The 13046-nt window shown below is 63.2% G+C and carries 8 protein-coding genes; 2 read left to right on the top strand and 6 right to left on the bottom strand.

From position 1 onward, the window contains the following. Nucleotides 1-11: 11 nt before the first annotated feature. From EWM57_RS04650 to EWM57_RS04635, 4 genes are all read right to left on the bottom strand, one after another. The gene (locus EWM57_RS04650; protein WP_129919969.1) at nucleotides 12-1865 is read right to left on the bottom strand and encodes a M1 family metallopeptidase; all 1854 of its coding nucleotides are present in this window, start codon (nucleotides 1863-1865) and stop codon (nucleotides 12-14) included. Between the two features lie 204 nt (nucleotides 1866-2069). Continuing rightward, on the bottom strand, nucleotides 2070-2960 hold the full coding sequence (locus tag EWM57_RS04645) for an alpha/beta fold hydrolase (RefSeq protein WP_129919968.1): 891 nt from the start codon (nucleotides 2958-2960) through the stop codon (nucleotides 2070-2072). A gap of 150 nt (nucleotides 2961-3110) precedes the next feature. After that, nucleotides 3111-4211, bottom strand: a complete 1101-nt coding sequence (locus EWM57_RS04640) for a Smr/MutS family protein (RefSeq protein ID WP_129919967.1) — start codon at nucleotides 4209-4211, stop codon at nucleotides 3111-3113. Between the two features lie 207 nt (nucleotides 4212-4418). Then, nucleotides 4419-5459, bottom strand: a complete 1041-nt coding sequence (locus EWM57_RS04635; RefSeq protein ID WP_129919966.1) for a DUF2279 domain-containing protein — start codon at nucleotides 5457-5459, stop codon at nucleotides 4419-4421. Between the two features lie 175 nt (nucleotides 5460-5634). On the opposite strand from EWM57_RS04635, the gene EWM57_RS04630 reads away from it, so the two are divergent. Beyond that, complete coding sequence (locus tag EWM57_RS04630; protein WP_129919965.1) at nucleotides 5635-8472, top strand: DUF4961 domain-containing protein; 2838 nt, start codon at nucleotides 5635-5637, stop codon at nucleotides 8470-8472. A gap of 69 nt (nucleotides 8473-8541) precedes the next feature. Here EWM57_RS04630 and EWM57_RS04625 read toward each other — a convergent pair whose 3' ends face one another. Further along, nucleotides 8542-9390, bottom strand: coding sequence for a BadF/BadG/BcrA/BcrD ATPase family protein (locus tag EWM57_RS04625; protein ID WP_129919964.1), 849 nt, complete (start codon nucleotides 9388-9390; stop codon nucleotides 8542-8544). Nucleotides 9391-9762: 372 nt separating this feature from the next. On the opposite strand from EWM57_RS04625, the gene EWM57_RS04620 reads away from it, so the two are divergent. Further along, nucleotides 9763-10905, top strand: a complete 1143-nt coding sequence (locus tag EWM57_RS04620) for a T9SS type A sorting domain-containing protein (protein WP_129919963.1) — start codon at nucleotides 9763-9765, stop codon at nucleotides 10903-10905. Between the two features lie 494 nt (nucleotides 10906-11399). Here EWM57_RS04620 and EWM57_RS04615 read toward each other — a convergent pair whose 3' ends face one another. Further along, the gene (locus EWM57_RS04615; RefSeq protein ID WP_129919962.1) at nucleotides 11400-13043 is read right to left on the bottom strand and encodes a RagB/SusD family nutrient uptake outer membrane protein; all 1644 of its coding nucleotides are present in this window, start codon (nucleotides 13041-13043) and stop codon (nucleotides 11400-11402) included. Nucleotides 13044-13046 lie beyond the last annotated feature (3 nt).

The following is a 13046-nucleotide window of genomic DNA, read 5'->3' as shown; positions in this document are numbered from 1 at the left end:
TAACTGACCTTTTACTTCCCCTCCCACACGTTGTCCGCCTTGTTGTTGTCCGGCACGTAGGTGCTGCCCAGCACCACGCGCTTCACGGCTTTGCCGCCTTCCACGGGCACCGTGACGGTGGTGTTGCCGGCCTGCCAGACGGCTACCGAGCGGTGGATTTTCTGGGTGGTGTTGTCGGCGAAGGTGATGAGCAGGTCCACGGGCACGGGCTTGGTGCCTTTGGCTTGGACCACGATATTCTGGGGCGTTACGTTCTGCAGGGCCAGGTCGGGGTAGCCGTTGTCGAAAAACCAGCGCTGCCAGAACCAGTTCAGGTTTTGGCCGGCCCCGGCGTTCATCGAGTTGAAGAAGTCGTAGGGCATCGGGTGCTTGCCGTTCCAGTTGCGGATGTAGGTGTGCAGAGCCTTGGTAAATAGCTCGTCGCCGAGCATGTCCTTCACGTAGAGGTAGCCCAGGCCGGGCTTGGGGTAGGAGTTCAGGAAAAACGCGGTGCCGGTCTGCTGGGTGCTGAGCGTGGTGATGGGCACGTCGACCTCCGTGGCCGCGGCGCGGGCGTAGGGCTCCACGCCATACTCGTCCACCATCTTGGGGTCAATCAGGGGCGAAATCAGCCACTCGCCGATGGTGGCCCAGCCCTCGTCCATCCAGCCGTACTTGGTTTCGTTTACGCCCATGTAGAAGGGGAACATGGTGTGGAAAATCTCGTGGTCGGTAAGGGTGATGACGTCCTCGCGCTTGTCGAGCGGGTTGTCGTTGACCATCATCGGGTACTCCATCTGGTCGAGGCCGTCGAACACGGTTTCGTGGGAGTAGGGGAAGGGCCACTTCGGAAACGTGTAGCTCATGGCTTCCACGGTGCGGCGCCCGAACTGGGCCACTTCCTCGAAGTCCTTGTGCTTGGGATTATACACGGCATCGACGCGGGTGCGGCGCTTGGTGGCCGGGTCGACCACGAGGCTCGTGGCCTGCCAGACGTAGTGGTCGGTGGTGGCAAACACGAAGTCGGTCACGTTTTTAGCCTCAAACCGCCAGGTGTTCTGGGCGTTGGCGGCCGTCACGTCCTGGCGGGCCAGGTCGGCGGCCTCGATGATGGTCACGTAGCCGTCCTTCTTTTCGGCGTCGCGCAGGCGCTTGGCGTACTTTTTCGTCAGCACCTGGTCGGTATTCTGCAGTTCGCCGGTAGCCCAGACCACGAAGTTGCGGGGCACCGTGACGGCCGCGCGGAAGTTGGCGAAGTCGTTGTAGAACTCCTGGCTGCCGTTGTAGGCAAACCGGTTCCAACCGTCGATGTCGTCGTAGACGGCAATGCGGGGGAAGAAGTAGGCCACGAAGTCGGCGTTTTCCTCCACCTCCCCGGTGCGCATGTGGGAGCCTTTGTTGAGCACGTAGGAGTAGGCCACGCTCACCTTGGCCGACTGCTTCGGCCCCAGGGCCCGGCGCAGACTCACCGGCATATTCGTCCCGTCGATGCGCAGCTTGGCCACGTCCGAGGCCTCCCCGTTGATGCTGAGCTGCTGAATCTGCACGCCCTCACCCACATCCTCGGGCTTGATGGAGGAGGCCCGGGCCACGCCCTTTTGGTAGTAGTTGGGGTAGAGCTTAAACCAGATCTGCCGGAGCGAGTCGGGGCTGTTGTTGAGGTAGGTGATATCCACGGTGCCCTTCACTAGGCGCGTACCCGGGTCGAAGCTGACGTTGATATCGTAGTCGGCGGTGTTTTGCCAATACTTAGGGCCGGGCAGGCCGTCGGGGCTGCGGGTGCCCTTGGCGTAGGTCGCCTGCAGGTTGAGCGGGACGGGCAGGGTTTGCTGGGCCAGCACGGGCGCGCTAACCAGGAGCAGGGCGGCAAGAAGCTTGGAAGTCATATACTAGTGGAGAATTTCTGCAAAGTAACGCCGTGGAGCCCGAGGCTGCACGGAGCGAGTACGGAGCGCGGGAAGCTCTTGTACCCTACGTTGAGCTACATTAGGTAAAAGGTACATGTATGTACCTCGTTTTAAAAGATGAAATTAGCAGGGTACAATAGCCGCTGGCATTGGTGCTGCGGCCGTTTTTCAAGCTTAGCGGCCTCAGCTCATTTCGGCCCGCATCTGCCGCAAAATAGCTTCCCAGTGGCGTAGATACAGCATGTGGCCCTCGCCAGGCAACATGCGCATCTGGGCCTGGGGAATGCGTTCAGTCAGGTAATGCAGGCTCGCCGGGGGCCAGATGGTGTCGGCGTCGCCGTGCCAGATGGTGGTGGGCGCCTGGATGGAGGCCAGGGCAAAAGGCAGGGGCTGGCAGATGGCCCGGCTGTCGAAGTACACGCCCTGGCCGTCGTGGGCAAAGCCCTGCACGGCCGCGTCGCGGAGCAGGGCCCGGTTCGCCGGTTCAAATCCTACTACCTGCTCGGGCGGGCCGAAAATCAGCTTCAGGTAGTGGTCGATGGTCGCGTCCGGGTCGCGCTGCCACTGGGCGCTGATTTCGGCGAAGGCCAGCTTGCCCAGGGCCGGCAGATACTCGTTGAGGTAGCGCACCGCCTTCCAGCCCACCGTAAATTCCTCGTAGGCCGCCGGGTCGCCGAAGGGCAGGATGGAGCTGAGCAGGTGCACCGGGCCGACCTGGGTCGGGTCGTGGGCCGCCAGGGCCAGGGCGTAGAGAGCCCCCGCCGACCAACCCGTGATGCCCAGCCGCCCCGGCACGCCCAGCTCCTCCACGGCAAAGAGGACGTCGGCCGCAAACGAGGCCAGCGTCAGGTGCTCGTCCACGTCCGACTGCCCGGCGCCGGGTCGGTCGGGAGCCAGCACCTGCACGCCCAGCTCGGTGAGCAGCTGCGGACACGGGGGCACCGACAAGCCCGAGGAAGCGTAGCCGTGGTGGAAAATAACGGCCGGGTGGGCCGGGTTACCGTAGCGCGTGAGGCCCAGCCGACGGTGGTCGGGCAGCGTGACGGTAAGCGGCTGGGCGGAAAGTGCGGACATGGAAGGCGGGTCATACGCTGGCCCTGCGGGGCTCAACGAACTGGACTGGGAAGGCGAAGAAAGCGTTGTTACGACAAAAAGCCCCGACGTTTTTATCCGCCGGGGCTTTGCTGGGAAAAAACTGACGGGCCGCGGGCCCGCAACCCGGGCTTACTTCAGCCGCACCAGCGTGGCGCCGTAGCCGAACTTTTCCTTGCGGGCATCCTCGAAGAACTTGATGTCCTTGTTGCGGCTGAGCAGCTTGTGGAGCTCCTTGCGCAGGGTGCCGTTGCCGGAGCCGTGGATAAACACGATTTCGTGCATGTTGGTGGCCAGGGCCCGGCTCAGGGTATCCTCAAAGGCGTCGAGCTGGAGCTTGAGAATGGCCGTGTTGCTGAGCGGCTCCTCGGTGGCGGCCTCGGGGCGCAGGGCTTCCAGGTGCAGGTCGACTTCGTGGGGCGGGGCCGTAATGGCCTTGGCCGGGACGGGCGGCGGAGCTACGGCGGCGGGCTTGGCGGGCGCGTTGCCGCTGAGCTGCTGCTGCAGGGTTTCGGCCAGCTTATCGGGGGCTACCACGGCCGGGGCGGCGGGCTTCTCGTCGAGCTGAAACAGGTAGGCCTCGCGCTGGAGCACCGGCACGTTGGGCTGGCGGCTGGTGTAGAAGCTGGCGGCCCGGAACTGCACCCGCTTGGTCAGCAGCTCGTAGGGCGTCGAGTCGTTCAGCTGGTGGGGCAGGAGCTGAAACACCGAGGCGGGCCACTTGTCGAAGTCCTTGAGGTGCCAGTGCCCCAGGGGCTTGCTGGCCGTTTTGGCGGGCAGCTTGTCGGCGGCCAGGGCCCGGTACTTTTCGGCCGTTTCCTCGCCGTAGGTGAACAGCACGTCCCGGTCGGTGTGGTTGACCAGGTGCAGGGCCAGCAGCTCCGGCGACTGGTGAATCAGGGCTAGGTACAGGCCTTTCTGCACCGGGGCCGCTTTGGGCGCTGCCGCCGTGGGCGGACTCTCGGCAGGCTTCTGGGCGGTGGCGGCGGGCTTGTTGGCCTGGGCGGCGCGGGCGGCCCCGCTGGCCGCGGCCTTTTTCTCGGCGGCTACCGAACTGGCGCTCTGCCCGAAGGCTTTGCGCTCCTCGGCGGCCACTACCACCACTTCGCGGCGCAGCACTGGAATGGTGAAATCATTGTCGATGGCCACCTCCACGAGGTCGTTGTCGAGCAGGCGCGTGACGATGCCTTCCTCGCGGCCAGTGAGCAGGCGGACCCGGTCTCCTACGTTCATATCTGTAATGCTGGATGTTGAATCTGAAAGGCTGAACGGGCGGCGTCGAAGCGCGCCCCAGCCCGGTAAAGGTACGCAGAATAGCCCCGGCCGGCCGACGGCGAAGAATTTTGGCCCATAGCGGGCCGCCGGGTTCCGGTAAAGAAAACCGTCAGGAGCGGAGCAGTTCCGGCCGCTTGGCGCCCGTTATTTTCCTTGGCTTTAATATTAATAGTAGAGCCCGTGCATCACGAAGCCGCGTTGGGAGTTGTACTCCAGGGCCGGGGCGGGCAGGTGAAAGATGCTGGCCACGTAGAAAACCCGCTTCAGCAGCTTGCTGCGGGTCGGAATGCGCATCAGGTTTACGTCGAAGCTGAGGTAATATTGGCGGTAAGCGTGCAGGCCCAGCGCGGCGTTGGCGTCCCGGTCGTTGAAGACCATCTGCTGGGCCCCGTAGCCCACGGCGGGCTGCAGCCACTTCGGCCACCGGCTTTCCGGCTTCAGCCAGGCGGCCAGGTCGGCGCAGACCCAGTAGGTGTGGCCGTTGTAATCCTTCAGGTACTGCTCGCCCAACGATTTGCCCAGCACGTTGGGCCGGAGCTTGGCGTAGCGGGTGGTGTGAAACGAGTACTTGGGCATCAGGCGCACCTCGTTCCAGGCCAGCTGCTGGGCCATCAGGCCCGCCGAGCCCAGGAAGTTGGCGGCCAGGTCGGTGGCCGAGGCCCCGTAGGCCGGGTCGTGGCCGTCGAAGTACTCGATGGGGCTCTGGAGCACGAAGCCCACCAGGCCCCCGTACCACAGCGCGCGGCGGTCGGGTACGCCCGCCCAGCGCAACATGTCCACGGCTCCGCGGCTTTCGTGGAAGGCGCCCCAGAAGTGGCCGGCCTTGTCGAGCTGCTTCCACTCGGGCAGGTCGTTGAACCAGTGAAACTGGCTTCGCTCCCCGGTGTACCAGCCCTGGTCGAGCACGTAGAGCAGCCCCGTGTACGTGACGGCCAGCCCACCGGCCAGCAGGGGCAGGCGGCGACTCAGCGTCGAGGAGTCAGTGGTGGTGAACAGGGGCGAGGCTGCCGCCGGCTCCCAGCGCCGGGTGGTAGCCGGCCAATGCCCGATGCGGCCCGGCGCGGCAGCCGAGGACAGCGGGGCGGCGGCCAGCGGAGCCGGTAGCACCGACTGCGCCAGACCCGGGAGCGGCAGGGCCAGCAGCGCGGCGGCCACTGCCCGCCGCCCCGATTTAAGCACCCCGGAAAAACGAAAAACTGCTCTCATGCATCGGCGGCTACTGCGGGAGCCGGGGCGCCAAAGCTACGAACAAAAGCACGGGCCGGCTTGGCTGCCGCAGAGAATGTTGCGTACCTTTAAGCTCGGTTTTTACCGCCGCCTCACGCCGTTTTTGTTGCGTAATATTTTCACGCTTCTATTTTTCTCCTTTCCCACCATCTTCATGAAAACACTCCGACTCCTGCTGGGCCTGCTGTTGCTGCTGGCCGGGCTGCCCGCGGCCCGGGCCCAGGTCGTGACGACCCAGCCCACCAGCTTCCGCGAAACCGACCCCGTGACGCTGATTTTTGACGCCACCCAGGGTAATGCCGAGCTGGCCAACTACACCGGCGACGTCTATATCTGGACCGGCGTGGTGACTAACCTGAGCACCTCCAACGTGCAGTGGCGCCACGTGAAGAGCCCCTCGTTTACGACGCCCGACCCGGCCGCGCTCATGACGCGCGACTCCAACAACCCCAACCTGTACCGCATCACGCTCACCCCGCGCTCCTTTTACCCGGTGCCGGCCAATGAGCAGATTCTGCGCCTGGGCATGATTTTCCGCAGCGGCGACGGCAGCAAGGTGGGCCGCGGTCCGGCCGGCGACATCTTCGTCGACGTAGCCCAGAACATCTTCGACGTGCGCTTCACCAACCCCGTGCCCAACGGCAACCCGGTGATTGTGGCCGCTAACACGCCCTTTTCCGTGACGGGCACCTCGGCCATTCCGGCCACGCTCACGCTCACGCTCAACGGCTCCCAGATTGCCCAAGTCAACAACGCCACCTCGATTACGACCAACGTAACCCTGACCCAGCCCGGCACCAGCACCCTGCGCCTGACGGCCTCCAACGGCACCACCTCGGCCTTCACCGAGCTGCAGCTGATTCCGCGGCCCGTCGTGACGGTGGCTGCCCTGCCGGCCGGGGCCAAAAAAGACGGCATCACCTACCTGCCCGGCGGCACCTCGGCCATTCTGAGCTTCTCGGCCCCGGGCAAGGAGTTTGTGTACGCCATCGGCGAGTTCAACAACTGGCAGCTGGCCAACGCGGGCTTCATGAACCGCACGCCCGAAACCGACGCCGCCAACGGCCGCTGGTGGGTGCAGCTCAACGGCCTGACCCCCGGCCAGGAGTACGCCTACCAGTTCCTCGTCGACGGCTACCTGCGCGTGGCCGACCCGTTTTCGGAGAAGGTGCTGGACCCCAACAACGACCGGTTTATTCCGGCCGTGACGTATCCTAACCTTAAAGCTTACCCCACGGGCGCCACCACCGGCATCGTGTCGGTGCTGCAAACCAACCAGCCCACCTACCAGTGGCAGGTCAATAACTTCCAGCGCCCCAAGCGCACCGACCTGGTGGTGTATGAGCTGCACCTGCGCGACTTTGTGGCCCGCCACGACTACCAGACCCTGACCGACACGCTGAGCTACCTCAAGCGCTTGGGCGTAAACTGCATCGAGCTGATGCCCGTCAACGAGTTTGAGGGCAACGACTCCTGGGGCTACAACCCTTCGTTCTACTTCGCTCCCGACAAGTACTACGGCACCAAGGACGCCCTGAAGCGCTTCATCGACGAGGCTCACCGCCGCGGCATTGCCGTGGTGCTCGACATGGTGCTCAACCACTCCTGCGGCCAGAGCCCGATGGTGCAGATGTACTTCGACGGCGGCAACCCCTCGACCAACTCGCCCTGGTTTAACCGCACGGCCACGCACCCCTTCAACGTGTGCTACGACTTCAACCACGAGTCGCCCTTCACCAAGTACTTCGCCAAGCAGGTCATGGCCTTCTGGCTGCAGGAATACCACGTCGACGGCTACCGTTTCGACCTCAGCAAGGGCTTCACCCAGACCAACTCCGGCTCCGACGTGGGCCAGTGGAGTGCCTACGACCAGTCGCGCATCAATATCTGGCTCGACTACTATAACTTCATGAAATCGGTTGACCCGACGCTGTACCCGATTCTGGAGCACTTCGCCGCCGGTACCGAGGAGAAAGTACTGGCCGACGCGGGGCTAATGCTCTGGGGCAACATGAACGGCGCCTACACCGAAGCCATCAAGGGCAACGGCGCCAGCTCCAACCTGGTCAGCTCCAGCTACCAAAACCGGCAGTTTCAGGAGCCCAACCTGGTCAGCTACATGGAAAGCCACGACGAGGAGCGCCTGATGGTGTCGGCCCTGACGGCCGGTAACGCCACCAACCCCGACTATAACGTGCGGGACCTGCCTGTGGCCCTGGCCCGGGCCGAAATGGCCGCTGCCTTCCACCTCACTATTCCCGGCCCGAAGATGATCTGGCAGTTTGGGGAGCTGGGCTACGACGTGAGCATCAACTTCAACGGCCGCACCGGTGCCAAGCCCATCCGCTGGAACTACCAGGCTGAGCCGGCCCGTCGTCGCCTCTACAACGTGTACGCCGCCCTGGCTGCCCTGCGCGTGCAGGAGCCCGCGTTTGAGTCGCGCACGTTCTCCGTGGGTGGCCGTACTAACATCAAGACCATCCGCATCACCGACCCGAGCATGAACGTGGTGGTCGTGGGTAACTTCGGCGTGGTGGCCGACAGCGTGTTGCCCGGCTTCCAGGCCCCCGGCAAGTGGTACAACTACCTGCGCGGCGACAGTATCACGGTCACCAATGTGGATGCCCGCCTGCCCCTGCGGGCCGGGGAGTACGCCGTCTATACCTCGCGCCGGGTGAAGCTGCCTGCTTCCGTGGTGCTCGGCACCACCCCGCGCCGCGCCACGGCCGCCAACCTGAGCCTGAGTGCCGCGCCCAACCCGGTTGCCGGCGTAGCCACGGTATTTTACACCCTGACGGCCGCCTCGCCGGTGCACGTATCGGTGACGAACCTGCTGGGGGCCACCGCCCAGGCCCCCGTGGAACTCGGGCGGCAGGGCAGCGGAGCCCACGAGCTAAAACTGCCCGTGGCCGGGCTAGCCAACGGCGTGTACCTGGTGCGCCTGCAGGCTGGCGAGCAGCAGCAGACCATCCGCTTACTGGTGCAGCACTAAGCGTACCCGCAAGGCATAAAAAAAGCGACCTGAGTTCAGGTCGCTTTTTTTATGCCTTGGCCGGCCAAGTTACTTGGTCAGGATGGTATGGTAGTCCACGAGGTCGTCGATGGGGGAGCGGATGATTTTGCCCACTTCCATGTCGTGGCTCTTGGCCACCTGGGCCAGCGCGTCGCGGAAGTTGTAGCCCACCGAGCCGATGCAGTTGAACGTGTAGTTCTGGTAGGTGGGGTAGTGCATTACCAGGTTCTGGAAGAATGTCTCGAAGCCGTCGAGCACGATTTCGCGGCAGTAGCTCACGTTGTTGTGGTCGTAGGCAAACTTGGCGAAGCTGGCCAGAAAGCGGTTGGGCAGGGGCTGGTTGTAGAGCCGGTCAATGACCTCGTCGCGGGTGAGCTTGTAAGTGTCGCGGAAAGCCTCCTGCAGGCCGTCGGGCAGCAGGTTGCGCAGGTAGTCGCGCAGCAGGCGCTTGCCGATAAACGAGCCGCTGCCTTCGTCACCGAGGAAGTAGCCCAGCGAGTCCACGCTGTAGGTGATTTTCTGGCCGTCGTAGAGGCAGCTGTTGGTGCCCGTGCCCAGGATGGCAGCAAAGCCCGAGCCTACGCCCAGCAGGGCCCGGGCCGCGGCCAGCAGGTCGTGGTCGACGTAGACCTTGGCCTGAGTGAACACCTGGCGCATGGCGGCGGCCACAATTTCCGCCTTCTTGGCCGACGAAATGCCGGCGCCGTAGTAGTGCACCTCCGTAATGCGGTCCTGGGCCAGAGTGTCGGGCAGGTTTTGCCGCAGCGAGGCCAGGATGGCGTCCGTACCCACAAAGTCGGGGTTGTAGCCTTCGGTGTTGAAATAGATGCGGGTGCCCTCGTCGTCGATAAGGCACCAGTTGGTTTTGGTTGAGCCGCCGTCGGCAATAATGACCATAGGAAAGAAGAAGTGAGTTAGGAGTTCCGAAGGGCCCGCAGCCGGGGGCAGCCAGCGGCGGCGGCACGGGGTAAAAGGTGCGGCAGGCGGCAGCTCAGCGTACGGCGGGGCTGCAATCTAGGGCTTAGGCCGCAATTATTCGCCACGTGGCCCGGCCCGCCGCCCCCGGTGACGGCAGCAGCGCAGCAGGAGCGGGAAATGTCGAAATAAATTACGCAAGAAATTTATGCCTCCGGTTAGTGAATAGTCACTCATAACACTTTTCTTTGTCTCCCGTATTGGCCTCAGGGTCGCCCGTTATTCAGCGGCTCGGCGGTACCCCACGATTCACACATCCTCTTATTTCACCCCCTTTTTTTCAACCCCACACCAATGAAAAAAATCTTTACCCTCGCGGCCCTGGGCCTGCTGTCGGCTGCCTCGTTTGAAGCTCAGGCTCAAATCACGGTCGACGGTGTGATGAGCGCCGGCGAAATCGGGGCTGCCAACTCCGGCCGCTACGTTTCGCTGGGTGCCTTTTCGTTAGCGCACCCCGCCGGTTTCGGCGACTGGGGTCTGCTGCGCATGTACGGCGCCAACTCGGCTACCAAGCTTTACATTGCCCTGGCCGGCACGCCCGAAGCCAACGGCAACGGCTTGCAGATCTACATGGACCTGCCCAACAAAACGGGGGTTCCAACCGGTACCGGCCTGCCCGCTGCCACGGGCCCTGGCACCACGATGTTTGAAGGCGCCGGCATCACCGGTACCATCATGGACCAGCAGACCGACGCCGGCCTGGCTCTGAAAGGCGAGTCTCTGACCTCGTTCAGCCCCCAGGCTGTAGTGTACACCTCGGCCACGGCTGGCTCGGCTGCCCAGCTGGCTCCCGCCCTGACCGCTACCGGCGCGGCCGTAACCATTGCCGGAGCTACCGGTAACTTCGCCATGTTCAACGGGACCCGCATGGCTTACCGTGGTACCACCGACGGCAAAATCACCACCAACCCCGGCAACACCAACGGCGGTGGCGCCGGCTCCTACGGCTGGGAAATTGAGCTGGACCGCGCGGCCCTGGGCCTGCCTTCCGGTGCCAACGTAGTACGCCTGTTTGCTGGCTACGTCAGCAACACCGGCTACTGGTCGTCGGACGTGATTCCGGAAATCCCCGGCAACACGTCGAACCTCGAAAACAGCCCGGACTTCACCCAGGAGACGGGTGTGCAGTCGGCTGCCTTCAACGTGGTAGTACTCAGCAACCGCAGCGCCGCTGAGGCCGCTGTCGCCATGAGCGTATTCCCGAACCCATCTTCCGATAAGGCTACGGTTACCTACCAGGTACTGGACCGCGCCCAGGCTGTGAACGTAACGCTGACCGACCTGATGGGCCGCACGGTACGCACGCTCCAGGACGGCGTGAAATCGGCTGGTTTCCACAATGTGGGCCTGAGCACCCAGGACGTTGCCGCTGGCACCTACATGGTGAAGGTGAAGGTTGGCGAAATGACCGCTACGCGCAAAGTAGTACTGCTGTAAGCATTCCTGCTGCCACTAAAAAGCCCGCTGCCCAGCAGCGGGCTTTTTTTGTGCCTTATCCGGAAGAAGGCAACGGCCCCGAAATGAGCTCTACCCTCCGCACGCCGGCAAACGCGCAGTTGGGCACGGGCCGAACAGGCTGCTGCGTGTGACTACGACCCTGCCATCTATAAGGAACCCAAGCGGTAAGGCCAGCGCGTCGCCTGCAGCCCGCAAGGCAAGACTAGCCCGACCCTAGACCAACTGCGGGAGGAACACGCCCTGGGAAGTGCGTAAGATTGGCTCGAACACCAGAAGGCATTGCCCGCACTACTTGCTCCTGCGGGCCAGCAGTATGGTCCGGTGGTTGGGTGCAAAAACCTAGGTACAGTGCTTAGGCAGCTAACCCAGCACGAAACATCGTTAGCGGCTGGGCACTGCTGGCGGATTTGCAGCAGGGGCATAAAAAAAGCCTTCCTGAGGGAAGGCTTTTTTTATGCTTGTGTCAGTCAGGGCTAGTAGCCGTCGTTCTGCTTCAGCGAGGGGTTAGCCGACAGGTCGGAAACCGGCAGGGGGAACAGGGTCCGGTAGGGCTCCAGGCCCGTACCGGCCTGCACGTTGCCCTTCCAAGGCCACAGATAGGTCGAGCTGGTATACACGCCAAAGCGGATCAGGTCGGTCCGGCGCTGGGCTTCCCAGTACATTTCGCGGCCGCGCTCGGCAAGCATAAAGGCTTCGGTGAGCGTGCTAACGTCCGAAACGGCGTTCGGCTGGTTCATGTCGAAGCCGTAGCCGCGGCGGCGCAGCATGTTGACGTAGTTCAGGGCCGTTGGGTCGGTGGTCTGACCCATACGCATTTTGGCTTCGGCGTACATCAGGTACACGTCGCCGAGGCGGAAGAGAGGGAAGTCCGTATCGGCGAAAGTTCCGGTTGGGTCTGCGGTAGGGCTGGGCTTGCCATCCGACTGCAGGTTTTTGAACTTGGTCACTGCCCAGCCGTCGCGGAACACGATAAGGCTGTTCATTTCCAGGTTTTGCCGGGTCGTGAAGAAGATGGCGCGCTTGTCGGCTGGGTTAGCCGCGTCAGCGGCCGTGCTCAGGCCGAAGCTCAGGGGCAGATTTTTCTTGGCGCGGATTCCGCTCCAGGCGTTGGTGATGCCCATGGCTACGGGCTGCAACGACCCACCCGAGGCGGCGTGCACCAGGAACGTGGTAGCGCCGTAGCTCTGGCTGCGGGTGCCGTCGCAGACAACCGGCAGGATGATTTCGTTTTTAGCCTTCACGTCGTTGTCGGCCAAGAACAACAGGCGGTACTCCGGCGCCAGCGTGTAGCCGGCCTTCAGGATTTTGTCGCAGTAGGTAATAACGTCCGCGTTGTGCTCGATACCGGTGTATACTTTGGCATTCAGGTACAGCTTAGCCAACAGCGTCCAGACGGCTGCCTGGTCGGCCCGGCCATACTCGGCCGCGTGGGCCGGCGTCATTAGGCCTTCGATGTCCTTGAGCTCCGTCTCGACGTAGCTGAACAGAGCAGCCCGGCTTTTCTGCTGGGGCACCAAGTCTTTGCCCGGCAGGTCGTTTTCCGTCACGAACGGTACGTTGCCGTACATGTCCAGGGCGTGGTAGTAGCTCAGCGCGCGCAGGAAGCGGGCTTCGGCGCGGTAGTAGCGGGCATTGGTCAAATCACCACCGGTGATGCCACGGCTGCTGAGCTTGTCGTCACTCATCTCCCGGATGTACTCGTTGGTCGAGGCAATCTGGAAGTAGATCCGGTCGTACATAGCCTGCACGAAGTCGTTGCTGGACGACCACTGCGAGGTGTTCAGGGCCTGGATAGAACCGTCGGTCCAAGCTACAGCGGCCTCGTCGGAGGTCAGCTCTTCCATTTTCCAGAGCAGCCGCAGGTAGGAGGTTGCACCTTGGTCGGCCCCGCGTACTTCGGGGTCCGGATCGTCGGAAGGCTTAAGGCCCGTCAGGTGCAGACCGCCGTAAAGCTTGGCCAGTACCTGCTTCTGCAGAACCGGGTTGCTGTAGATGGTCGCCGTGTTGAGGCCGAATTTGGGCTCCTGGTCCAGATCCTTCATACAGGAAGTGGTACCGAAAAGCAGAGCTGCGGTGAGCGAAGCCACCGTCAGGCCCTGGGTAATAGTTCTGTTCATCGG

This window comes from Hymenobacter persicinus (assembly GCF_004167665.1).
GTDB lineage: Bacteria > Bacteroidota > Bacteroidia > Cytophagales > Hymenobacteraceae > Hymenobacter > Hymenobacter persicinus.
Note: the sequence above shows the minus strand (reverse complement) of the source record. Positions and strands in the feature narration are given on the sequence as shown.